Raw genomic sequence first — 24166 nt, forward strand, 5'->3', positions numbered from 1 at the left:
ATTACACCTTCCTTTTAAACTGTTTGTTAAAATATCGGTTAGAATCCAACTAGAACATTCCGTTATCTCCGAATCCAGTACCGAACATATTATTATCAAAGAAATTATTTAAACTATCTTCAGCAAAGTTTGCAGCATTCTCAGCTTGATGCATTGCTTCATTTGAATAGTTCTCCGTTAGCCTGTTCAAAGACTCTAATTCATTTGTTTGCTGTTCTTGTTGTTCAACGTTTTGTTGAAGTAAACGATGTAAAAAATCAAACATATCAATATTTCCTCCTTATTATTATATCAACTTAAAATAGTTTAAGCAGCGCGATTTCAATAGAATGATACATTTTCTAATCCTACCTTTTATATATTTTTTTGTGGTATAATACATTCGCATGAATCAGATGAAAACTCCTCTTTATGGAGGTTGTTTGTGCCAAAAAATTGGTGACAGTTTTGGTGACAGTAACTCAAAAACTAGGTACCATTTTATGGAAAATAACCGCAATTTTCATAAAGAATCCCCCACTTTCTATAAAAAATGGACTCATTTTAGGGGATGGAGAGGTTCTCTTCTTCTGCACCATAGAACATAAAAGCCGATAAAATTCGGCTTTTTTTGTGTTTAAAAGTATTTAGTGTCAATTTTGGGGACAGATACAGGAATCCATTCAAAATTAAAAGGACTAACCCCTGTAGAATACAGGAATCAATCCCTTCAAATTTAGAATAGATAAGTGTCCAAATAATTGGGTTCACTTCATTGATGCCGAGGTATGTTTTTTTCTTTATTCAATATAACGAGGTGTGATGATCATGGTGTAAGCCAAAATCAAAGCCAAGGTATCAAAGAGAGCTCCCAACAAAGAAATCAAGATCCACGGAGAATGTTGGTCAGATAAAATGGGAAGTCCAATCAGAATGAAAACTCCTCCATAAATGATCCAACACTTTCCTAAAGCACGATTATATCCTTTGATATCTTTGACTTTAGGCGCTTTATCATTGGCCCAAAATCCCATTGGTTTTTTCTGCCGTATACAAAAGATGCCTGTTCCTATAAAGAAAACTCCGCAAAGGCACCATATACAAAACGCAATCTTCAATGCCATACTATTTCCTCGATTCCATTTTACGGCTTTGTATTAGAATTTCAATTTATTTTTATAGGGAAACATAGGGTGACTCTGGATCAAGCAAAACAATGCCAGGAGCGCACACAAAAGACTCGACACACACTTAACGAACTGTTGGTCGGGCTTTTTAACTAGATCTTGTATATTGAAGCGAATAAAAGTAAAAGTTTCTAATATTGATTGAAAAAACTTTATAAATCTAAATACTTTTTAACTTAAATATTAAAAACTTTTATACTATAATGAAATCATGAAGGAGGACATTTATGAACAAATTAATAAACAGGCCTCAATATTTGGAACAGCTAATCGGACACAAAGATGTTGATTTAGTGAAAATCGTGACGGGAATTCGTCGTTGTGGAAAAAGTTCGCTATTGGACCTTTTTCATCAATATTTATTGAAACAAGGCATCGATGAAAAGCATATCATTCATATGAATCTTGAATCTTTGAAGTATAGAAATTTAATAGACTACATAGCTCTTTATGAATATGTCTGTGAAAGAATCCCTGAAAAGGGAAAGATATATCTTATTTTTGACGAATTACAGAATGTGGAACATTGGGAAAAGGCAATCGAGTCTTTTCGTCTGGATTTTGATGTTGATATCTATATCACTGGTTCAAATGCCTATTTACTTTCTACAGAATTTTCAACGCTTTTGTCAGGAAGGTATGTCGAGATTCGAATGCTTCCATTGTCCTTTGTAGAATTTCTGAATTTCAATACCTGGGAAGAAGCTACATCTATCGATGAAAAATTCCAGAAATATATGCAATTTGGCGGAATGCCTATATTAAGTGAATATAACTTTAATGAAGCCCGTTGCAATCAGGCTTTAGAAGGGATCTATTCTACAGTCATATTACGAGATATCTTGCAAAGAAATAATAAGATTGACCAAAATACACTGCATCGAATTGCAATGTTTCTTTGCTCGAATATCGGAAGCGTAACCTCACCCAACAACGTCGGAAATGTTTTATCAAGTGATAGGGCTATAAAAGATGATAAAAAACAACATCTGGCAAGAAATACCGTGGAAAAATATATTTCTTTACTTAAAAATGCCTTTTTATTTTTCTCTGTAAGCCGTTATGATATAAAAGGAAAACAACTTCTAAAGACATTGGAAAAAGATTATATTGTTGACCTTGGATTCCGCAATATGTTGCTGGGGTATCGTGATGTGGACAGAGGACATTTGTTAGAAAATGTTGTATTCTTGGAATTGATCCGCAGAGACTATCATGTATATATAGGAAAGGTGGATTCGACGGAAGTCGATTTCATTGCCGAAAAACCAAATGAAAAGATATATATACAGGTGACTGAATCCATGAACTCTGAAGAGGTGCGAAATCGAGAACTGCGTCCATTGAAAGCAATCAATGATAATTATGAAAAGATAGTTTTGTCCACAGATAGAAGTTTTGTAACTTCCGATGAAGGAATCAAAATATTAAATATCATAGACTGGTTAATGGAAAAAGCTTAGACAGTTCTTTTAAGGCTTTGTATAGGAATTTAAATTGACTTTTATAGGGAAACAAGGTATTTTGATACCGATGACTTTGGATGAACAAAAACAACAGGAGCGCACACAAAAAACCCGACACACACTCAATGAACTGCTGGTCGGGCTTTTTAACTATATCTTGTATATTGAAGCGAACAACTTGAAACAAAAAGGCGTCGAATTATCGATCAACGAAGTGCATATTCTGGAGAGTATCGAACGAGCCAGCTCCAATACGATGAGTCATATGGCGCGTCGGCTGATGATCACTTCAGGTACTTTGACCACCAATATTTCTCGCCTGGAGAAAAAAGGCTATGTGGAACGATATCAAGATGAAAAGGATCGCCGCATTGTCCGTATTCGAAATACGCCCAAGGCTTTGGATGTCTTAAAGATCCATGATGAATTTCATAAGAATATGATCGATAAGGCAATCGGAGATCTGGGATTGGATGAAAACGAAGTCTTGAACGAGGCGCTGGAAAATATCTTAGAATACTTTAGCGACGAGTATTCGGATCAGACAAAAGGAGCTTAACATTCTGCCGTTTTGGCAGAATTTTTTTTATGCATTGATAAAAAAATATAAATTTTGACATTCAAACTATTTACTTTGATATTCAAAATAACTATAATGGTCTCGTTAATTACTTTGACATTCAAAGTAAGGGAGGAAAAATTATGTTTGAAGAAATCAAAAAAGTATTAGTAGATGCGATCAATGTAGATGAAGAAGAAATTAAACCAGAGGCAAAGTTAAACGATGATTTAGGAATCGATTCTTTGGCAGCTGTTGAATTGGCCTTAGAATTGGAAAATGAATTTGATATCCGTATTGAAGATGAAGAACTGGCAAAATTGGAAACGGTTCAAGATGTCATGGATATCATTGCCGCGAAGACAAAATAGATAAACAGATATAAATTCAGAAACAACGTATGAGCTGAGAGACCCTTGGCTCATTTTCAATAAACAAGGAGCGATGGTTATGGAAACAAAACAGATCAAAGAAATATTAGAGATCTTTGAAGCGAGCGGACTTTCTCATATGGAACTTGAGGAAGGCAATCTGAAGATCAAAATGGAAAAACCGGTGGGAGAGATCGTGGTACAGCCGACCCCAAGACCTGTTGTTCAAGAAGAAGAGATCAAAGAAGAACCGATGACGACCATCGATTCGCCATTAGTAGGAACGTTCTATCGGGCAAAGTCCCCGCAAGCCAAGCCGTATGTAGAACTTGGCGATCATGTGCAGATCAACGATGTGATCTGTATGGTCGAAGCCATGAAAACAATGAATGAGATCCATTCGGACAAAGAAGGCATCGTAACGCAGATCCTGGTCGAAGATGGGGCCATGGTGGAATATGGTCAACCTTTGATCGTTTTAGGAGAGAAACAATGATTCGTCGTCTTTTGATTGCCAATCGTTCCGAGATTGCCGTACGGATCCTTCGGGCATGCAAGGAAATGGGCATCGAAAGCGTCGTGGCCTATTCACAAGCCGACGCAGATTCCTTAGCGGTGCAGCTGGCCGATGATTCGATCTGTATCGGCCCTGCCAGTGCCAAAGACAGCTATCTGAATATGCATGCGATCTTGCAGGCGGCTTGTTCGGCCGGCTGTGATGCGATCCATCCGGGCTATGGATTTTTAAGCGAGAACGCCAAGTTTGCGCGTTTGGTTCAAGAATGCGATCTGACATTCGTGGGGCCTTCTTTTGGCTTGATCGAATTGATGGGCGATAAAACCATGGCCAGAACCCGCATGAAAGAAGTCGGGGTTCCTGTTGTGGATGGCTGCGAAGATCCTTTGGTGACGGTACAACAGGCATTAGATCTGGCCGATTCGATTGGATATCCGGTGATCATCAAGGCTCGTCATGGCGGAGGCGGACGCGGCATGCGAATCGTATGGCGGCCAGAGGAACTGGAAAGTGCTTATATCCAGGCTCGTCAGGAGGCGAAAGCCTGTTTTGACAACGATGAAGTATACATGGAGCGCTATATCCAGGATCCTAAACACGTGGAGGTCCAACTGTTGGCAGACCATTATGGACATGTTGTTCATTTGTACGAAAGAGATTGTTCCTTTCAAAGAAAGAATCAAAAGATGATCGAAGAATCTCCATGTTCGATTCTGCCAGAAGAAACACGACAAAACTTGTTGAACGATGCCGTAAAAGCGGCCCGGGCGATTGGCTATGATTCCGTGGGGACCATGGAGTTTTTATTGGATCGTGAGGGACACTATTACTTTATGGAGATGAATACTCGCATCCAAGTAGAACATCCGGTGACGGAAGCCGTGACGGGGATTGATTTGATCAAATGGCAGATCAAGATTGCTGCCGGTCAAAAACTGACCTTGAAACAAGAAGAGATCCCTTGCCGCGGAGTGGCGATGGAATGTCGGATCAATGCGGAAGATGTTTCGCGCGATTTTGCCCCTACCCCGGGAAAGATCACCTTTATGCACTTGCCAGGCGGTCATGGCGTCCGTGTGGATACCGCCGTCTATTGCGGAAGCACGATCTCTCCTTATTACGACTCGATGATCTTAAAGCTGATCGTCCAGGCTCCGACCCGGCTCGAATGCATCAAAAAGATGCGGGCCGCTTTAGAAGAGACGATCATTGACGGCGTGAAGACCAATATTGAATTTTTATATTTGACCCTTTATCAAAAAGAATTTATCGAAGGCATCCACGATATTGGATATGCCCCGATCTTATTAGAAAGGCTGAAGAAAAATGGACAGTTTATTTAAAGAAAGAAAAAAGCGTTTGGACATTTTTCATCAATGGCGAAAAAAACCAGCTCCCAAGCCGAAAGAAATGCCCGATCACGTTTTTCAGACTTGTTCGCATTGTCATGCCTCGATCCCGATGATGGATCTGGTCAAAAACCAGTATGTTTGTCCGGAATGTCGGTATCCTTTTAAGATCTCAGCCAGAGAAAGGCTCCGTCAAATCACAGATGAAAAGACATTCAAAGAAATGGATGCTTCTATGATCAGTATCGATCCCGAAAATTTTCCGGGATACAAAGAAAAATTAGATCGTATGCAGAAAGCGACCGGGATGAAAGAAGCTGTGATCACCGGGACAGCCAAGATCATGGGCAACCCTTGTGTTTTGGCCGTTATGGATTCCCATTTCTTTATGGGAAGCATGTCCGCTGCGGTCGGAGAAAAGATCACCCGCGCCATTGAAACGGCCACCAAAAAGAAACTTCCTATCGTGATTTTTTGTACCAGCGGGGGAGCCCGCATGCAGGAAGGGATCTTGTCCCTGGTGCAAATGGCGAAAACTTCGGCGGCCATTGCCCGCCATAAAGAAGCCGGACTTCTGGTGATCACCGTTTTGACCCATCCGACCACCGGAGGGGTCAGTGCCAGCTTTGCGATGCTGGGAGATATTATTTTAAGCGAACCGTATGCCCTGATCGGATTTGCGGGCAAACGCGTGATCGAAGATACGATCCATGAGAAATTGCCGGCCGATTTTCAAACAGCCGAGTTTGTCTTGGAGAAAGGATTTATCGACCGCATTGTTTCTCGTTCAAAAATGCGGTCGACCTTAGGATGGCTTTTAGCTTTTCACACGAAAAGGAGTCTTTCATGAATTTAAAAGAAGCACAGCGTGCGATCAGCGAGATCAAAGCACGACAGATGGAATTGGATGAAAAAGATATCGACACCTGGTATCAGTATCAAAAACAGATCCGCAAATTGGAACAAGAGACGACACTTACCGCATGGGATCATGTAGAGTTGGCAAGAAGGCCCGACCGGCCCAAAGCCAGAGATTATATTGAACTCTTATTTCATGATTTTTTCGAACTGCATGGCGATCGCCGCAGCGGAGATGATCCGGCCATGTTGACCGGACTCGCTACGTTTCATGGCATCCCGGTGACCATCTTGGCTCAATCTAAGGGAAAAACGACCGAAGAGAATCTTCGCCAGCACTTTGGGATGTGCCAGCCTGAAGGGTATCGTAAAGCGTTGCGTCTTGCCAAAGAAGCCGAAAAATTTCATCGTCCCATCATTACCTTTGTGGACACACCCGGAGCGTATCCGGGCAAAGAAGCCGAAGAGAAAGGACAGGCCGAAGCGATTGCCGATTGTCTTTGCACCTTTGCGACCTTAAAGACACCAGTCATCTGTTTTGTGCTTTCCGAAGGCGGAAGCGGCGGGGCTCTGGCTTTGAGCGTGGCCGATCGAATCTTTATGTTGGAATATGCGGTCTATTCGATTCTTTCACCGGAAGGCTTTGCCTCCATTCTTTGGAAAGACGGATCACGGGTCAAAGAAGCTTGCGAAGTGATGAAGCTGACCAGTGCGGATCTGCTTGAAAAAGGCGTGATCGATCAAATCGTGCCGGAACCTTTTGGCGGAGCGGCCTCCCATATTCATCAAGTGGTCGAAAAGATGGATCAAATGTTGCGCAAAGCACTCGTTGAAACGATGAAGAAAAAAGACAATCAACTGATCCAGGAACGCTATGACCGGTTTCGGCATTTAGGAGATACATCATGGAAAATGTCAAGATAATCGGCGCCGGCTACGCAATTCCTGATCAGAAGGTATCCAACGAAAAACTTTCTCAAGTTGTGGACACCAGTGACGAATGGATCCGGTCGCGGACAGGAATTGTTTCGCGTTATATTTCGCGACAGGAAAATACGTCAGATCTGGCATTAAGGGCTGCAAAAGAAGCCATCCAGTCAGCCGGAATCGATTCCCGAATGATTCGTTTGATCCTTGTCGCCACATTAACACCCGATAATTATACCCCTACGGTCGCTTGCCAGGTGCAGGCAGGTTTGGGACTCAATGACCAGCCCATTATGGCTTTTGATATCAATGCGGCCTGCAGCGGATTCTTGTTCGCGCTCGAATGCGCGGCCTCTTTATTAAAAGAGGGCGTGGCCTTGGTCATCGGAGCGGAAACCTTAAGCAAGATCTTAGATTGGAATGACCGAAATACATGCGTATTATTTGGCGATGGGGCCGGAGCTTGTCTGATCCAAAGAGTGCAGGACGGCTCTTCGATGACATTTTATGCTCGCTCTCAAGGCGATGTCGATCATGCCTTGTATTGTCCGGATCGCGGTCTGCAGCCCGATCTTGTCAATCAAGCTCAGCAGAAAACCTATCTGTCGATGAAAGGGCGGGATGTTTTCCGCTTTGCGATCCAGGCGATGCCGGATGCCATTCAACAAGTGCTGGCGGGACAGTCTTTAGATTCCGTAGATCTGATGATCCCGCATCAAGCCAATATTCGCATATTGGAACATGTGAGTAAAAAGATGGGGTTTGGCATGGAGAAAATGTTTGTCAATTTAGACACGTTTGGCAACACATCCGCAGCCAGCGTACCGATCGCCTTAGCGCAGGCATGGGAACAAGGAAAGATACAAGAAGGAATGCATGTGATCCTTGTCGGATTTGGCGCCGGATTTACTTGGGCCGCCTGCAGGATCCAGCACGGTAAAGGAGAAGATACACAATGATGATCAATCAAATGCTCAATATCAAATATCCCATTTTTCAAGGGGCCATGGCCAACATTGCGACAGCCGAGTTTGCCGCTGCCGTTTCCAATGCCGGTGCTTTAGGGATCTTGGGAACCGGAGCCATGAATGTAAAACAAGTCAAAGAGAGTTTGGATCAGCTTCGTTCTTTGACCGATCGGCCTTTTGGGGTCAATGTGATGATGATGAATCCAGAGACCGATCAAATCATGGAATTGCTTGCGCAGGAAAAAGTGCCGGTGATCACGACCGGAGCGGGCAATCCAGGAAAATATATGGAGATGCTCAAAGCAGCAGGTACCAAGGTGTTCCCCGTGGTGGCCAGCGTCGCTTTGGCGATTCGCATGGAGAGAGCCGGTGCTGACGGGATCATTGCGGAAGGCACCGAAGCCGGAGGACACGTCAATGAGCAGACGACCATGGCGTTAGTGCCCCAGGTCGTTGATGCGGTTTCGATCCCGGTGCTGGCGGCCGGAGGAATTGCCGATGGACGCGGATTCAATGCGGCCTTGTCCTTAGGCGCTGTCGGTGTGCAGGTCGGGACTTGTTTACTGGCCAGTGAAGAATGTCCGATCCACCAAAACTACAAAGAAGCTGTATTAAAGGCAAAAGATACGGATACGATCGTAACCGGAAGAAGTTTGAATACCCCGGTGCGCATCTTGAAAAATCCGATGAGCCGACAATATTTGAAATTAGAATATGGAAAAGCCGATCGTGAAGAGATGGAAAAACTGACGCTGGGCGGGTTGCGTCGCGCAGTGTTTGAAGGCGATATGAAAACCGGTTCCGTCATGATGGGACAAGTGGCCGGATTGTGTAAAGAGATCCAGCCGCTAGAAAAGATCTTCGAACATATGATCAGTGATTCGCAAAAACAATTCGAATTGCTTCAAAAGAAGATTGAGGCCATCCAATGTTAAAACCGGTAAAGATCCAGAACAAAGTCTTGCAGGTTCCCATTATCCAAGGCGGGATGGGGATCGGTGTTTCATTGTCCGGCCTTGCCAAAGCGGTTTGTAAAGAAGGCGGGATGGGAGTGATCTCAGCGGCCATGCCGGGATTTCGCGAACCTGATTTTGAAAAAGATCCGGTCCAGGCCAACATTCGTGCCTTACAAAAAGAGATCCGGATCGTAAAAGAGGAAGTGCCGAACAGTTTTTTAGGCGTCAATGTCATGGTAGCTTCGCGCCACTATGAAACTTATGTAAAGGCCAGTATTGAGGCCGGAGCCGATGCGATCCTGTCGGGAGCAGGCTTGCCTTTGGATCTGCCGAAATATGTTCAGAACAAAGCTTTGATGGCCCCCATCGTATCGAGTGCTAGAGCTTGTCGCCTGATTTGTCGAAGATGGGATGGCCATCACCAGGGTGCACCGGATTTTGTGATCGTGGAAGGACCCCAAGCGGGCGGCCATTTAGGATTTAAATTACCGGATCTGGAAAATGAACGATGTCAGAGCTTGGAAGAGATCGTAGCCGAGGTCAAGAAAGAGTTAGAGCCTTTTCAGGAAAAATATGCGAAATCGATCCCGGTCTTTGCGGCCGGCGGGATCTTCAGCCATGAAGATATTGTGCACATCATGGAAGCAGGAGCCGATGGAGTTCAGATGGCGACCCGATTTATCGCAACCCGGGAATGTGATGCACATCCGGCTTTTAAACAGATGATCATCCATGCCCAAAAAGAGGATATCGGGTATGTCAAAAGTCCTGCCGGATTTCCCGGACGAGCCATTCAAAATGCCTTTGTGAAAAGCCGCCAAGGACAACCGAATCAAAAAGTAGACAACTGCCTGGGATGCATGATTCCCTGTCATTGGCAAGATACCCCGTATTGTATTACGCGCGCTTTGATCCGGGCGGTTCAAGGCGATACCGAAAATGGTCTCTTTTTTACGGGCACCAATGCGTATAAGATCTCAGAGATCAGCGATGTGAAATCAGTGATGAACAGCCTGCAGGGGCTGGGAAAGGAAACAAAATGAAAACAGCGTTTCTGTTTGCGGGCCAAGGCTCTCAGAAAGTAGGGATGGCCAAAGAATTTTATGAGGCCTTTGCGGTCAGCCAGAAAAGAATGGATGGCCTGCAATGTGATTATGATCTAAAAAAATTGTGTTTTGAAGGACCCCAAGATCAGTTGGACGATACAGCTTATGCCCAAAGTGCCATTGTCGCGGCTTCTTTAACGATCTTGGAAGCGCTAAAAGAAAGCGGGATCCAGGCGGATGGCTGTGCGGGCCTTTCTTTAGGCGAGTATACGGCCTTGTGTTATGCCCAAAGTTTTGATCCGCAGACGGCCATTGATATCGTTCGTCAGCGGGGAATTTTGATGGCACACGCTTTGCCGGCCGGTACGACAGGGATGGCGGCCGTCCTGGGTCTAGATGAAAATACGATCCAGGAAGTATGTCAGACTGTGAACCAGCCAGGCAAAGTTTTGGAGATTGCCAATTACAACTGTCCGGGGCAGATCGTTGTGACGGGCCATCAAAATGCCATTGAACAGGCAACACCATTATTCATCGAAAGGGGCGCTAGACGAGTGCTTCCGCTTTCTGTCAGCGGGGCCTTTCACAGTTCACTGCTGATCCCTGCCAGTGAAGAATTGGAAGCGGTCTTGCGAACCAAACATTTCGCATTGCCGAAGATCCCGGTCTATCACAATATCAGCGGAAAGATCGAATCCATTCAAAAGGAAGAAGATCTGATCCAGATCTTAAAGAAACAGATCTGTCAAAGTGTCCGTTTTGAACAGACGATCCGCAACATGATCGAAGATGGCTTTGATACATTTGTGGAGATCGGCCCTGGAAAAAGCTTAAGTGGTTTTGTGCGAAAAGTATCTAAAGAGGTAAAGGTCTATACGATCAACACCGTACAGGATCTGGAAGGAATGGTGGAAACATGGAAAAAGTAGCGCTTGTGACCGGAGGCGGCAAAGGCATTGGCAAAGCGATTGCCCTTGCGTTTGCGCAAGCCGGTTATGATGTGGCTTTAAATTATAACGGTTCAAAAGAAAAGGCTCTGGAAGTCGTAGAAATGATTCGCTCTTATGGAGTTCAAGCCGATGCCTTTCAAGCCGATGTTTCGCAAGAAGAGTCGGTCAAGGCCATGGTGGATGCGATCATGGAAAAGTTTGGCCGGATCGATGTTTTGGTCAATAATTCCGGGATCACAAAAGACGGCTTGATGCTTCGAATGTCTTACGAAGATTTTCATAAAGTAATCGCCGTCAATCTGGAAGGAACATTCAACTGTCTTCGTCATGTCTCGCGGATCATGATGAAGCAGCGTTCTGGATCGATCATCAATATGGCCAGTGTCGTCGGCTTGATCGGAAATGCCGGCCAGGCTAATTATGCCGCCAGTAAAGCCGGAGTGATCGGTCTGACCAAATCAGCTGCCCGTGAATTGGCGTTGCGTCATATCCGTGTCAATGCGATCGCCCCTGGTTTTATTGAGACCGATATGACCGCGAAATTAGCGGAAAAAGATCAACAGAAAATGATGGAACAGATTCCGTTGCGTACTTTTGGAAAGCCGGATGATGTTGCTTCGGTCTGTGTCGCCCTGGCATCGGATGCGTTCGGCTATGTGACGGGGCAAGTGATCCATGTCGATGGCGGCATGGTGATGTAGGAGGGAATATGCGAAGAGTCGTAATTACAGGATTGGGATGTGTCTCTCCCATTGGGAACGATGTATCCACTTTATGGCAAAGTATAGAAGAAGGTCGATGCGGGATCGAACCCATCACGCATTTTGATACAACCGATTATAAAGTGAAATTGGCAGGAGAAGTCAAAGATCTGGATAGGGAAGCTTACTTTTCCAAACGCGATCTGAAATTCAACGACCGGTTTACCCAGTTTGCCCGCATCGCTTCCAAACAGGCTATGGAAGATGCCGGATTCTCTAAAGATCCTGATCAGGCCAACCGCTTTGGCTGTATCATTGCTTCCGGGATCGGAGGGATCGCTTCCATCGAACAAGCAAGCCAAACTTTAGAAGAACGGGGACCTTCTCGAGTTTCCCCTTTCTTCATTCCTATGGCATTGTCCAATCTGGCAGCCGGACAAGTGGCAATTGACTGGGGCTTGAAAGGACTGGCAACTTGTATCGTCACCGCCTGTGCGGCAAGTTCCAATGCGATCGGCGAGGCTTTTCACCGTATCCGAGAGGGCTATGAAGACTGTATGTTGACCGGCGGTTCAGAAGCGGCGATCACCCCTTTGGCGATTGCCGGCTTTCAATCGATGCGAGCCTTACATACCGGACAAGATCCCCGATGCGCCAGCATTCCCTTTGATGCCCGAAGAAGCGGATTTGTCATGGGAGAAGGGGCCGGCATGCTCGTATTGGAAGAATTAGAACACGCTAAGGCGCGTCATGCGAAGATCTATGGAGAAATTGTCGGATATGGTTCTAGTTGTGATGCTCATCATATCACGGCTCCTTTGGATGATGGTTCCGGAGGCGCACAGGCGATGCTTCTGGCTTTAGAAGATGCCAAGATTCCGGCCGAAGTCATCGACTATATCAATGCCCATGGCACCAGTACACCGCTGAATGATAAAACGGAAACCCAGGCGATCAAGCTCGCTTTTCAGGAACATGCGAAACACTTGGCCGTATCTTCCACCAAAAGCAACACCGGCCATCTGTTAGGAGCCAGCGGTGCCATTGAAGCGATCATCAGCGTCAAAGCTCTGGAACAAAGCTTTATCCCGCCGACGATCCACTATGAACAAGCAGATCCGGAATGTGATCTGGATATCGTGCCCAACCAGGGACGGCATCAAGATCTAGGCTATGTTATGAGCAATTCTTTAGGTTTTGGAGGCCATAACGCTTCCTTGATCTTTAAAAAATGGGAGGATTCACTATGCGATTGACAAATGAGGACATCAAAGCGATCTTGCCGCATCGGTATCCGTTTTTACTGGTGGATCGAATCGAATCGATCGACGAAGAAACGCAAACAATCGTGGGCATCAAATGTGTCAGTGCCAATGAGATGCAGTTTTTAGGCCATTTCCCGCAAAAAAGCGTTATGCCGGGTGTGCTGATCGTCGAAGCCATGGCTCAGACCGGAGCCGTACTTTTATTGCGGGATCCGGCCAATGCCGGAAAGCTGCCGTTATTTGCCGGCATCAATAAGATGCGCTTTTCTCGTCCTGTTGTTCCGGGGGATGTACTGACGATGACCGTGCAGTTCAAACGTCAGATCGGCGGGATCTGTATCGCCAGCTGTGAAGCGAAAGTAGGCGATGAAAAAGCTGCTTCGGGAGAGATCTTATGTGCGCTGCAGGAAGTATGATGCCGCAAATCGGCTGTGATATCGTAGAAATTGCCCGCCTTCAAGAGAAAACTGCCTTGGCGAAGCGAATCTTAAGTGCACCCGAATACCAACAGTATCAAAGTTTAAAAGGAAAGCGAAAGACGGAATTCTTGGCGGGACGCTTTGCGGCTCGGGAAGCCATTGTGAAAGCTTTGCCGATCTCGCTGAAATCTTCACAGATCGAGATCGATCCTTTAAAAGAGATCCGGTATGAAGGATATCGGATCCAAGTATCGATCTCTCATGACGGAGATTATGCGATGGCCGTTGCCGTAGCACAAAAGGAGGCAGCTTAGATGCGCAAGATCTTTATGGTCAGGGCGTTGCCGTTTTTGCCGGCGGCCTGGGTCAGTTCATGGATCTATGCGAAAAAAAGCGAAGAAGAAAGTCAGGCAAGGTTAAAAAAATGGAGCCAGCTGATCTTAAAAGTGTTAGGGCTCCATTTAGAAATCGAGGGGCAGGAGAATATTCCGAAAGATCGTACGGTCTATTTTGTCTCCAACCACCAGGGAACCTTGGATCCGGCTTTGATCTTGGCCAGCTGTCCGGTGCCTGTGGCTTTTATTTCTAAAAAAGAAAATGAAAAAATGCCGATCTTTGGCCGCTGGGCCCAAAATATCGGCACCCTGCATTTTGACAGGGACAGCCGTGAAGGCAATGTGCATATGCTTCGGGAAGCAAGCCGAAAATTAAAAAAAGGAAAGAACTTATTGATCTTTCCAGAAGGAACCAGGTCCAAAGCAGATGCGATGCATGAATTCAAGGCGGGTGCTTTGTTGCCGGCGTATATGGCCAAGGTTGTTATCGTTCCGGTTGTTTTACATCGCTCATATATATTGGATGTCAATGAGAAAATATCAAAAAATCTCAAGATCGAATATGGCAAGCCCATTGATTTAGCCTCCCAAGATCGACCCGATCAGGAAATGTGTGCCAAACAGCTTCACGACTGGATCCAGGGACGAATCGAAATCTCAGCAGAAACCAGCGACTCTTGTTGACCGTGTTCGTTTTCGATAAGCAAATGAAAGTGATCATCGATCCCCCGAATAATCCCGGTAGAAATTTGGCCGGCCTGATGAATGTAGACTTTCTGGTTGACATAAGCCAGCTGTTTTCGATAATCTTCCAAGGCCTTGTCCGGGGCGGCTAAATATTCATCAAAAAAGTTTAAAAACTTCGCAATCAAGATCGAGCGAGGTTTTTTTATGGGCGAAAAGTCTTCGATGGAAGCCGCGACGGAGGCAATCTCTGCAGGCCGCTCAAAAGCGTGCACATTGATGCCGATTCCTAGGATCATGGCTTTGATCTGGCTGCCGAAGAAGAGACTTTCGCACAAGATGCCGGCAATTTTTTGGCCATGGACCAAAAGATCATTGAGCCACTTGATAGACGGGGTGATTCCATAGATCGTCTGGATTGCCTTCAGGGCACTTAAAGCTGTGATTGCCGTCAGATCAAAGACGGAGTCCAGGCTATCCTGCGGTTTGATCAATAAGGATAAGTAGATCCCGCATCCTTTCGGAGAATAAAATGAACGCCCCTTTCGGCCTTTTCCCCGAGTCTGTTCTTCCGCGATCACGACCGTCTTTTCGGGAAGATCGAGATGTTCTTTCAGATATTCATTGGTGCTGCCCACTGTATCCATATGAAGGAAAGAATAGTCAGGGCATTGTTTTTTTAATTCATGGATATCGATCATGGCTGTATCTTATCAATTTTCGGACAAGGATACAAATCTTGCTTTCATTTGAAAAGGAAACGCGGTATCATCGAAACGACAGGAGTTGAAAACATGAAACATATCGTGATCATCGCAACGGGCGGCACCATTGCCGGCAGCGGAGAATTTGGCAAAGCGGCTGAATATGCGGCCGGAAGATTCAGCGTGGAAGAGATCTTGAAAAGCGTTCCGGCCATACGATCTTTAGCTTCGATCCAAACGATCCAGCTGTGCAATGTCGACAGTAATGAAATGAACCAGCAGCGGTGGATCGAACTGCGCAATCAGATCCATGAAGTGGCCAAGGATCCGCAAACAGACGGGATCGTTGTGACCCATGGGACGGATACGTTGGAAGAGACGGCTTTTTTCTTGAATTTGACGCTTCATACTGATATTCCGATCGTATTGACCGGTTCGATGCGTCCGGCTACGTCGGCCAGTGCCGATGGTCCGATGAATTTATACCAGGCGGTGGCCCTGGCTGCCAGCGACCAAGCCAAAGGAGCAGGGGTCTTGGCGGTTTTTTCGGATACGATCTATTCGGGGCGTGATATCCGCAAGACCAACAGTTATAAGACGGATGCCTTTGAGATCGATCATTTTGGATCTTTGGGCTATATGCGCGATGACCAGGTTTATTTTTTGAACCGCTCCAAACGAGCGCATACATTGACGTCTCCGTTTTCAGATCTGGAAATCAAAGAGTTTCCTAAAGTCAACATTGCCTATTGGCATTGTGACGGCGATGGAGATACTCTTCGTGCTCTATGTCAAAATGCTAAAGGATTGGTGATTGCCGGCAGCGGCAGCGGAAACTATTCCCAGGTCTGGCAAAAAGCGATCCATGAGCTGGCCAAAGATCATCTGATCGTACGCGCCAGCCGGGTGCCGAAGGGAATCGTCTTTGATTCGGCGTTCTTTGATCCCAATCATGATACGATCTCTGCCTACACTTTCCCGGCGCACAAGGCCAGGATCTTATTGATGCTGGCGATGATGAAAACGGACGATAAAGAAACGATACAAAATTGGTTTGAAACGTTATAGTGCTGGATTTTGGACAGCACTTTTTGTATGCGTTGAGATTGATCTTAGATGATTGTATAATGGGGCATATGGAAAAGTTTGAATTAGTATCGGACTATCAACCAAGCGGAGATCAGCCGCAGGCGATCCAGGCTTTGGTGGAAGGGTTACAAGCCCATAAAAAATACCAAGTGCTGATGGGGGCTACCGGGACCGGAAAGACATTTACGATCTCGAATGTGATCGCGGCCGTGAATCGTCCAACCCTTGTATTTGCCCATAATAAAACGCTGGCAGGACAGCTGTATTCCGAATTCAAAGAGTTCTTTCCGCACAATCGGGTAGAATACTTTGTTTCGTATTTTGATTATTACCAGCCGGAGGCATACCTTCCGAAAACCGACACGTATATCGATAAAAATACAAAGACCAATGAAGAGCTCGACATGCTTCGTATGGCTGCGGTCAATTCTGTTTTGGAACGCCGTGATACAATCATTGTCGCCAGTGTGGCTTCGATCTATGGCGCCAGCAACCCAGATCAATATCGGGACATGATCTTTACTTTGCGGACCGGCCAGACGATCGACCGCAAAGAACTTTTGACTTCTTTGGTCTCTCAACAATACAAACGCAATGATACCGATCCGCTGCGCGGGACATTTCGGGTTCGCGGCGATGTGATCGAGATCACACCAGGACATACAGATTCTTATTTGATCCGTATTGAGCTTTTTGACGATGAGATCGAGCGAATCTGTGAAGTGGATCCGGTGACCGGCAAAGTCAAACAAGCTTACTCTGTCTATATCATCTATCCGGCCAACGGTTATGCCACCAGCATGGATGTGATGGAAAGGGCTGCTCATACGATCGAAGAAGAACTGGAAGAACGTCTCGATTATTTTGATAAGGCGGGCAAGCCTTTGGAAAAAGAGCGCTTAGAACAGCGCTGCCGCTATGATATTGAAGCTTTGCGGGAATTTGGTGTCTGTCCGGGCATCGAAAATTATTCCCGACACATCGATGGACGAAAACCAGGGGAAAGACCGTATACGCTCTTTGATTATTTCCCGAAAGATTTTCTTTTGGTTGTGGATGAAAGCCATGTCTCTTTGCCGCAGATCCGCGGCATGTATAATGGGGACCGGGCCCGTAAGGAAGTTTTGGTTGAATATGGTTTTCGCCTGCCCAGCGCTCTGGACAATCGGCCGTTGCGTTTCAACGAGTTTGAAAGCCTGATCGATCAGGCAATCTTTGTCTCGGCCACTCCGGGCGATTGGGAATTAGAACAGACGCATCAGGAAGTGATCGAACAGATCATTCGCCCAACGGGACTTTTGGATCCGGAAGTTGAAGTCCGGCCCATCGAAGGTCAGATCGATGATCTAGTGGATGAGATCAAAGACCGCATTCAAAAAGGCCAGAGAACATTGATCACGACCTTGACCGTGCGTATGGCAGAAGACTTGACGGCTTATCTGAAGGATATGGATCTGAAAGTGGCTTGGCTTCATCACGAAGTGACGACGATCGAGCGAACGGAGATCATTCATGATCTTCGTCAGGGGAAATACGATGTATTGGTCGGGATCAACTTGCTTCGTGAAGGATTGGATATTCCGGAAGTTTCTTTGATTGCGATCTTGGATGCGGATAAAGAAGGGTTCTTGCGCAGCAAGCGTTCGCTGATCCAGATCATTGGACGAGCGGCGCGAAATGCCGAAGGCAAGGTCATCCTTTACGCGGATACGATCACCGAAAGCATGCGGTATGCGATCGATGAAACCAACCGTCGCCGTCAGATCCAGATTGCCTATAATGAAAAACATGGAATCGTGCCGAAGACGATCATCAAGCCGATCCACGATGTCGTTCGTTCGAAAGAAACCAAAGAAATGGCGGCTCGTTATCTGAAGAAAAAGAAGATGCCCGCTAAACAAAAAGAAGTACTGTTGGAGAATATCCAAAAAGAGATGCGGGAAGCTGCGCGTACGCTTGATTTTGAAAGAGCGGCCCAGCTGCGCGATATATTATTTGAATTAAAAGAAAAAGACTAAACGGAGGTTTGTCTATGTCTGAGTTTTCGCAAATGTTGGAAAGTTATGTCAATGAGAAAAAAGTCAATAAATTTCAAATGGCAAAATATCTTTCCATCGATCGTTCCAGTTTACATAAGATCATTCAGGGGCAGCGAAATGCCCCATCGAAAAATCTGGTCATCCGGATCGGACAATATTTGGAGCTTTCTCCTTATGAGTTAAATGAGTTGTTGGAACTGTATTCGATTTCTTTGATCAGCCCGCAGCGATATTATCGTCGTAAAAATGTACAGCTGTTTCTGGAGTCGTTTGATCCCAACCCTTCTCTGGTTGAGATGCCTTCGTTTCAGGCCAGCAATCTGCCGGCCATGAATCGTCCGGTGATGCCTTTAAAGACCAATGCGATCAATTTGGAACACTTGTTGTATCAAATCAATGAAAAGGAAAAAGAAAGCGGGAAAGGTGTGATCCGCTTTTTGGGGACACCGGAACTTCCTGGTTTTGAAAACTTGTTTGCGCAGCTGAGATCCGGAACGCAGGTCAAACATATCTTGCCGTTTGTCCGTTATGAAAATGCGGCGGATTATAAAAATGATCAAAATTTTTTGTATCTATCGAAAGTAGTTTCCATGTATGCCCAGTTTGCGGATCGGCTGATCGACTATCAAACGTCTTATTATTATTCGGGGGAGTCGATTCGTTCGCATTTTCCGCCTTTTCCTTATTGGGTTGTCACAACAGAATACGCTTTACAGATCTCGGAAGACTATAAAGAAGGGATCATCTACCAAGATCCGGACATGATCGCATATATGGCCGAGATCTTTGACCGGTTATGGATGCGGACCAATGTTCTTTTGATCCCGGTACAAGATGGGTTGTCACAGCTGCATCTGAATCAGGAATTATTAAAGGCCAAGACCGATTCGGAGATTCATTTTTCTTTATTGCCTTGCCTGATGCCGTTTTTGACAAGGCGGGAAATCGAGAAGTATCTGACGCCAGAGCTTCCGGAAAGAGAAGGATTTATCGATCTTCTCGATCAGTATATAACGGCCATTCGTCAGCGTCATGCCTTGGTGCATCCCAAGATGATCTTTAGTCTGGATGGGATAAAGCGCTTTTTGGAAGAAGGGGTCTTTGATGAATTCCCGCAAGATCTCTATTCGCCATTGGAGATGGATGATCGTAAACGCATCTATTCTCGTTTTCTTCAAAAAGCGAATCAATATGAATACAAACTGTTAAAAGAAAACATGGGAACCATCGTGAATGGGATCCGCGTCAATCTGTCTGATTCCATGGGTTTTATCCAATTTATGACCCATAGCGGTAAAGTGATCTTATTATCGTTAGAACATCCTGGCTTTCTGGCCTCCTTCAAAGATTATTTTGAAACGATGGATCCTGACCGATTCTTCACGCCGGAAGAAACAATGGAAAAATTGAATAAGCTTCAATATTCGATCTAAGACTGTGTCGATTTGACCAGTCTTTTTTTTCATCTTTAGAAAAATTTAAGACTTTTTACCAAAGACCTTTACTTTTCTCCGGTATCTTAATAGATGAAAAGGAGGGGGCAGATGACGGATTCGAGAAAATGGATCACATTTTTGACCATCATTATGACGGGGATTTGCCTATGGTTCTTCGTCTTTCTGTTTCAAGAAGGCTATCTGTTGGATCCGTCCAAGCTGCAAACTCTGCTGGTGCACTCCGGGGCCTTGGCACCGGTCCTGTTTGTGGGACTTCAAATCTTCCAGACTGTGATTCCTGTCATCCCCGGTGGTGTGACCAGTGCCATCGGTGTGATCTGTTTTGGGAACATCGGCGGTTTTCTTCTGAATTATGTCGGCCTATGCATTGGCTCCGTGATTGTTTTCTGGCTTGTCAAAGTTTATGGAAAACCCTTTATCCAGAAGGTCACGGATCAAAAGACGATGGATAAATACATCGGCTGGCTGGATCGGGGCAAGAAATTTGATCGGTTTTTCAGCTTTGCGATCTTGATGCCGGGCTTTCCCGATGATCTCTTATGCATGATCGCTGGTTTGACCAGAATGACAACGGCGCGATTTATCGCTATTATTTTATTGTGTAAACCGTTCGGTTTGATTTTATACAGTCAAGGATTGACGATTTTATTCCAAGAGATTGCCAGGTTATTTTAAAGATTATTCAAGGGGGAGTGAATATGGAACATACGATCTTAGTGGTAGAAGATGAAACAGGGATCCGTAAAGCGATCTGTATTTATATGAAAAATCAAGGCTATCGGGTGCTGGATGCCGCCAATGGAAAAGAAGGCTTAGAACTGATAGAAAAAGAAGAGATCCATTTGGCCATTGTGGATATCATGATGCCGGTCATGGACGGGATCACGATGGTCATGAAGGCTAGAGAAACGCATGATTTTCCCATTCTCTTTTTAAGTGCGAAAAGTGAAGAAGTGGATAAGATCCACGGCTTGAATATTGGTGCCGACGATTACATCACAAAACCGTTCGCATCGACAGAGCTGATTGCTCGAGTACGAGCCCAACTGCGCCGTTACGAACAGATCCTGGCTTTGAAAAAAGGGCAAGAATCCAAAGATTCCTGTCTTGTCGTTGGCGATCTGGAACTGGATCCTTTGACAAAGGAAGTCCGGGTGGCCGGCAAGCTGGTGCATTTGACGCCGAAAGAATTTAAGATCTTGGAGTTGTTGATGAAAAACCCGGGGCGGGTCTATTCGGCTCAACAGATCTATGAACTTATATGGGAAGAAGAGGCCATCAACACCGAGACGATCATGGTCCATATTCGAAAGCTGCGGGAAAAGATCGAAGTCGATCCCAAAAGACCACTCTATATCAAAGTGGTATGGGGAATCGGCTATAAGATTGAAAGGATGGAATCATGATGAAAAAGAGTTATCGACTTTTGGCAGGTTTCTTTTTGGTGTGTGCTTTATGTTCCGGACTGGTTTCTTTTTTGATGCCGCGTCTGGATCCGCAGGCTACCTCCAATATAGAAGATGCCGACTCCTATTTGGTAGAAGATATTCAATGGCTGCTTGTCGGAAAAATGATGGAAATGGATCCGGAGTATTCTTTAGTACAATGTGAAGATGAAGACTTCCAGGAACAGATCGATCGCGGCATCCAAGACAATGTGCGGCGAGCCACCTATGAATTGGATAATGATCCCAATTTCTTTTATCGGGTATCTTCGGGCCAAAAAACTGATGAGCGCCAATTTGATGAAGATCTGTCCATCGAGGATTGTTTATTCTATGGCGTATTGAATTATGATCAAGGGGGTCATCTCACCCAGGAAGGAACGATGAGTGTCCCGGATTTCAGTTTTTTGTCAATGGATTATTTTTATCCGCTTTATGATATGGTCTTTGCCTATGGCTATGAAGAGGACACTTACATGAATGTGGAGATCATACCGCCTTCCAATCTAAATGTGGAGATTCGGATCCCTAAAGAGATGAAGGAGAAAAAAGGGGTTGTCTATAACTGCATCTATAACGAATCTTTATGGGCGCCTTTTACGATCATCGCCTTTTTGGCCGGTACTGTTGTGGTGGGACTCTATATTCTTTTGGCCTCCTATCGCTCTTTAAGTCTGGTGCAGCCGTTTAAGACTTTGTTAGGATGGAAAGCTGAATTCAATGTGGTCTTTTTGGGATTTGTCACCTCGATGATCATTTTATTGGGCATCTATTGTATCGGTTTGACCTTGGATGGAAGACTCTTGCCGGCCATGGCGCGATTTGGCTTGCCTATGCCGGTGCTTTGGGCCGGGGTCTTGAATTTTATTTCCTATTTTTTGTCCATGGTCATGATCGGTCTGTGTCTGTATTATGTTAAGTATGCTCTTTGTTCTGGCCCGATCCGCTTTTTAAAAGAAGATGTGTGGATCGGCAGCTGGATCGTAAAATGGATCGCGGATCTAAAAAATCCAAAAAATTATGATCTGGATGGGAAATTAAAAAGTTTGATCTTTAAAATGGTGTTATTCAATACGATCATTGTCTTTGTACTGAGTTTATTTTGGGGTTGGCTTTTGGCATTGGTCTATGGGGTTTGTACGTATTTTCTGTTGATGAAAAGAGCGAAAGAATTGACCGAAGAGTACAATAAACTCCTGGTTCGCATGGACCGCATGGGACAAGGCGACTTTTCGATCGATCAAGATGAACAGACCGAGATCTTGCCGGCGCTCCAGGAAAGACTCGATACCCTCCAGGAAGATTTTGAAGTGGCCGTGAAGGAAAGAGTGCGCTCACAAAATATGAAAACCGAATTGATCACCAATGTTTCTCATGATCTGAAGACCCCTTTGACAGGGATCAAAAATTATTTGGAACTGTTGGAAGATCCCGGACTTTCGGAAGAAGAGAAGAGCGAATACTTGTCACGTTTGAACCAGTATGCGGATCGTTTAAGCAAGCTGATCGAAGATCTTTTTGAAGTCTCTAAAGCCAATTCGGGAAATATTGAATTACACCTTCAGTCGGTAGACATTGTTTCTTTGGTCGAACAAGTCTTGGTAGAAAATGAGAAACTATTGGAGAATGCGCAATTGATTCCCGTTCTGCGCAAACCCAAGGATCCGATTCTCTGTGAATTGGATGGGGATAAAACGGTGCGGATCTTTGAGAATCTGATCTCCAATGTATCCAAATATGCACTTTCTCATACGCGTGTCTTTGTCCGAATTGAAAAGGTCAAAGAGCAGGCAATCATCACGATCCAGAATATCTCGAAGACACCCTTGGATTTTGATCCGGAAGATATCACGGAACGCTTTGTCCGGGCGGATGAATCGCGTCATGAACCAGGCAGCGGTTTAGGTTTGGCTATTGTCAAGAGCTTCTGCGAGGTCCAAAATGGCAAATTTGAAATTGGTTTAGATGGAGATGTCTTCAAAGCGATCGTTACTTTCAATATTCAACAATAAAGCTGCGGAGTTCCGCAGCTTTTCTATCGATAGTCATCTATCTTAAAACGATAGATCATTTCCGAAGTTAAAGAACCGTCAAGATTCTCTTTTCCGTATTGCAGGTCTTGGCGCGAGACCCAATGGGCCATCTGAAGTTCGCGGGTATCCAGGCGGATATCATCTTCGTGGTCCAGTTCGCAATAGAATCCTGCCAGGACATCACTGACAATTCCCCAAGGCTGCGATTTATAATACCGGATATTTTTGACGCGAAGGCCCACTTCTTCATAAACTTCGCGGGCAACCGTTTCTTCTAATGTTTCTCCGATCTCGACAAATCCCGCCAACAAGACTTGTTTGGAACGTCCGGGATATTGAGCCAGCAAGATCTGATCTTGATGGGTCAGGGCAATGATCACCGCCGGGAAGATCCGCGGATATTCAATCACGCCGCAAGCCGGGCAAACCAAAGCTCTCTCTGTTTGGCTGGCAACCAGAGCATGACCGCACCGGCCGCAGAATTGACGATGGCGATACCAGTCATACAGATGGAATCCAGTCGCATAGGCAAAGCCAAAATGATGAGGTTTACCGCGCGTTAACGGGCGCAGTTCCTGGTAAGAATAATGGTTTTGTTCTGGAACATCCATGACCAGAAAATAAGGATCCTGGTCGATTGAAAATAAATAGATGGCCTGAGAAAGATCAAGATCCAGCTCTTTGGCTTGCGGGCAGCGGATCTGATCGTTTTCGGCTTGACTCAAAGCTTCTTTTCCCCGAAAAGCAAGGATATAGCTTTCGGGTGTGGGCAAGATCTTTTGAAACGCATTATTGAATGTATGCGGTGCGATATCTTGGATCATAAAGTAGTCTCTCCTTTGAAAAAAGGTTTGGGATCTCC

The 24166-nt window shown here is 45.2% G+C and carries 27 protein-coding genes; 23 read left to right on the forward strand and 4 right to left on the reverse strand.

The window, feature by feature from the left end:
- Window positions 1-49: 49 nt before the first annotated feature.
- Window positions 50-265, reverse strand: coding sequence for a hypothetical protein (locus Q0J48_RS01975; RefSeq protein ID WP_271998250.1), 216 nt, complete (start codon window positions 263-265; stop codon window positions 50-52).
- A 364-nt stretch (window positions 266-629) separates the two neighbouring features.
- Here Q0J48_RS01975 and Q0J48_RS07445 point away from each other — a divergent pair, with 364 nt between their 5' ends.
- Window positions 630-719: an IS3 family transposase gene (locus tag Q0J48_RS07445; RefSeq protein ID WP_353479426.1), complete on the forward strand. Its 90-nt coding sequence runs from the start codon at window positions 630-632 to the stop codon at window positions 717-719.
- Window positions 720-779: 60 nt separating this feature from the next.
- Here the strand turns inward: Q0J48_RS07445 and Q0J48_RS01980 are convergent, their stop codons facing one another.
- Window positions 780-1103 carry a hypothetical protein gene (locus tag Q0J48_RS01980; protein ID WP_204685355.1) on the reverse strand — a complete coding sequence of 108 codons (324 nt, stop codon included), beginning with the start codon at window positions 1101-1103 and terminating at the stop codon, window positions 780-782.
- A 290-nt stretch (window positions 1104-1393) separates the two neighbouring features.
- On the opposite strand from Q0J48_RS01980, the gene Q0J48_RS01985 reads away from it, so the two are divergent.
- The 16 genes from Q0J48_RS01985 to Q0J48_RS02060 all read left to right on the forward strand — a co-directional run bounded on the left by Q0J48_RS01985 (window position 1394) and on the right by Q0J48_RS02060 (window position 14537).
- Window positions 1394-2629 carry an ATP-binding protein gene (locus tag Q0J48_RS01985; protein ID WP_296241120.1) on the forward strand — a complete coding sequence of 412 codons (1236 nt, stop codon included), beginning with the start codon at window positions 1394-1396 and terminating at the stop codon, window positions 2627-2629.
- 70 nt (window positions 2630-2699) lie between these two features.
- Complete coding sequence (locus Q0J48_RS01990) at window positions 2700-3191, forward strand: MarR family winged helix-turn-helix transcriptional regulator (RefSeq protein ID WP_183375287.1); 492 nt, start codon at window positions 2700-2702, stop codon at window positions 3189-3191.
- 143 nt (window positions 3192-3334) lie between these two features.
- Window positions 3335-3562 carry an acyl carrier protein gene (locus Q0J48_RS01995; RefSeq protein WP_183375222.1) on the forward strand — a complete coding sequence of 76 codons (228 nt, stop codon included), beginning with the start codon at window positions 3335-3337 and terminating at the stop codon, window positions 3560-3562.
- Window positions 3563-3641: 79 nt separating this feature from the next.
- On the forward strand, window positions 3642-4058 hold the full coding sequence (gene accB, locus Q0J48_RS02000; RefSeq protein WP_296241124.1) for an acetyl-CoA carboxylase biotin carboxyl carrier protein: 417 nt from the start codon (window positions 3642-3644) through the stop codon (window positions 4056-4058).
- Complete coding sequence (accC, locus tag Q0J48_RS02005; RefSeq protein ID WP_296241126.1) at window positions 4055-5422, forward strand: acetyl-CoA carboxylase biotin carboxylase subunit; 1368 nt, start codon at window positions 4055-4057, stop codon at window positions 5420-5422. Before accB ends, accC begins: the two co-directional genes overlap by 4 nt.
- The gene (accD, locus tag Q0J48_RS02010) at window positions 5406-6278 is read left to right on the forward strand and encodes an acetyl-CoA carboxylase, carboxyltransferase subunit beta (protein WP_296241128.1); all 873 of its coding nucleotides are present in this window, start codon (window positions 5406-5408) and stop codon (window positions 6276-6278) included. The genes accC and accD overlap by 17 nt, the downstream gene beginning before the upstream one ends.
- Window positions 6275-7210 carry an acetyl-CoA carboxylase carboxyltransferase subunit alpha gene (locus tag Q0J48_RS02015; RefSeq protein WP_296241129.1) on the forward strand — a complete coding sequence of 312 codons (936 nt, stop codon included), beginning with the start codon at window positions 6275-6277 and terminating at the stop codon, window positions 7208-7210. Before accD ends, Q0J48_RS02015 begins: the two co-directional genes overlap by 4 nt.
- Entirely contained in the window at window positions 7192-8172 is a 981-nt protein-coding gene (locus Q0J48_RS02020; RefSeq protein ID WP_296241130.1) for a beta-ketoacyl-ACP synthase III, read from the forward strand. Before Q0J48_RS02015 ends, Q0J48_RS02020 begins: the two co-directional genes overlap by 19 nt.
- Entirely contained in the window at window positions 8169-9116 is a 948-nt protein-coding gene (locus Q0J48_RS02025; protein ID WP_296241131.1) for a nitronate monooxygenase, read from the forward strand. The genes Q0J48_RS02020 and Q0J48_RS02025 overlap by 4 nt, the downstream gene beginning before the upstream one ends.
- Window positions 9110-10180 carry a nitronate monooxygenase gene (locus Q0J48_RS02030; RefSeq protein ID WP_296241132.1) on the forward strand — a complete coding sequence of 357 codons (1071 nt, stop codon included), beginning with the start codon at window positions 9110-9112 and terminating at the stop codon, window positions 10178-10180. The genes Q0J48_RS02025 and Q0J48_RS02030 overlap by 7 nt, the downstream gene beginning before the upstream one ends.
- Window positions 10177-11112, forward strand: a complete 936-nt coding sequence (fabD, locus tag Q0J48_RS02035; RefSeq protein ID WP_296241135.1) for an ACP S-malonyltransferase — start codon at window positions 10177-10179, stop codon at window positions 11110-11112. The genes Q0J48_RS02030 and fabD overlap by 4 nt, the downstream gene beginning before the upstream one ends.
- A complete protein-coding gene (fabG, locus tag Q0J48_RS02040; RefSeq protein WP_296241138.1) occupies window positions 11100-11834 on the forward strand; it encodes a 3-oxoacyl-[acyl-carrier-protein] reductase in 735 nt (244 codons plus the stop codon). Before fabD ends, fabG begins: the two co-directional genes overlap by 13 nt.
- A gap of 8 nt (window positions 11835-11842) precedes the next feature.
- Entirely contained in the window at window positions 11843-13090 is a 1248-nt protein-coding gene (gene fabF, locus Q0J48_RS02045) for a beta-ketoacyl-ACP synthase II (protein ID WP_296241140.1), read from the forward strand.
- Window positions 13081-13515, forward strand: coding sequence for a 3-hydroxyacyl-ACP dehydratase FabZ (gene fabZ / locus Q0J48_RS02050; RefSeq protein ID WP_296241142.1), 435 nt, complete (start codon window positions 13081-13083; stop codon window positions 13513-13515). Before fabF ends, fabZ begins: the two co-directional genes overlap by 10 nt.
- Window positions 13494-13832 (forward strand): holo-ACP synthase, encoded by a 339-nt coding sequence (locus Q0J48_RS02055; protein WP_296241145.1) that lies wholly within the window; start codon window positions 13494-13496, stop codon window positions 13830-13832. The genes fabZ and Q0J48_RS02055 overlap by 22 nt, the downstream gene beginning before the upstream one ends.
- A complete protein-coding gene (locus tag Q0J48_RS02060; RefSeq protein ID WP_296241146.1) occupies window positions 13833-14537 on the forward strand; it encodes a 1-acyl-sn-glycerol-3-phosphate acyltransferase in 705 nt (234 codons plus the stop codon).
- Here the strand turns inward: Q0J48_RS02060 and Q0J48_RS02065 are convergent.
- Complete coding sequence (locus Q0J48_RS02065; RefSeq protein ID WP_296241147.1) at window positions 14480-15238, reverse strand: biotin--[acetyl-CoA-carboxylase] ligase; 759 nt, start codon at window positions 15236-15238, stop codon at window positions 14480-14482. The two genes, Q0J48_RS02060 and Q0J48_RS02065, sit on opposite strands and share 58 nt — an antisense overlap.
- Before the next feature lie 93 nt (window positions 15239-15331).
- On the opposite strand from Q0J48_RS02065, the gene Q0J48_RS02070 reads away from it, so the two are divergent.
- From Q0J48_RS02070 to Q0J48_RS02095, 6 genes are all read left to right on the forward strand, one after another.
- Window positions 15332-16309 (forward strand): asparaginase, encoded by a 978-nt coding sequence (locus Q0J48_RS02070; RefSeq protein WP_296241148.1) that lies wholly within the window; start codon window positions 15332-15334, stop codon window positions 16307-16309.
- A gap of 59 nt (window positions 16310-16368) precedes the next feature.
- Entirely contained in the window at window positions 16369-18348 is a 1980-nt protein-coding gene (gene uvrB / locus Q0J48_RS02075; protein ID WP_296241151.1) for an excinuclease ABC subunit UvrB, read from the forward strand.
- 14 nt (window positions 18349-18362) lie between these two features.
- Entirely contained in the window at window positions 18363-19802 is a 1440-nt protein-coding gene (locus Q0J48_RS02080; protein WP_296241154.1) for a helix-turn-helix transcriptional regulator, read from the forward strand.
- A 111-nt stretch (window positions 19803-19913) separates the two neighbouring features.
- Entirely contained in the window at window positions 19914-20501 is a 588-nt protein-coding gene (locus Q0J48_RS02085) for a VTT domain-containing protein (RefSeq protein WP_296241158.1), read from the forward strand.
- 23 nt (window positions 20502-20524) lie between these two features.
- Window positions 20525-21232: a response regulator transcription factor gene (locus Q0J48_RS02090; protein ID WP_296241159.1), complete on the forward strand. Its 708-nt coding sequence runs from the start codon at window positions 20525-20527 to the stop codon at window positions 21230-21232.
- Complete coding sequence (locus tag Q0J48_RS02095) at window positions 21232-23283, forward strand: HAMP domain-containing sensor histidine kinase (RefSeq protein WP_296241161.1); 2052 nt, start codon at window positions 21232-21234, stop codon at window positions 23281-23283. The genes Q0J48_RS02090 and Q0J48_RS02095 overlap by 1 nt, the downstream gene beginning before the upstream one ends.
- A 23-nt stretch (window positions 23284-23306) precedes the next feature.
- On the opposite strand, the gene nudC is transcribed toward Q0J48_RS02095, so the two are convergent.
- Window positions 23307-24128, reverse strand: a complete 822-nt coding sequence (nudC, locus tag Q0J48_RS02100) for an NAD(+) diphosphatase (RefSeq protein ID WP_296241164.1) — start codon at window positions 24126-24128, stop codon at window positions 23307-23309.
- Window positions 24129-24166 lie beyond the last annotated feature (38 nt).

Source organism: uncultured Faecalicoccus sp. (genome assembly GCF_944325745.1).
Taxonomy (GTDB): domain Bacteria; phylum Bacillota_I; class Bacilli_A; order Erysipelotrichales; family Erysipelotrichaceae; genus Faecalicoccus.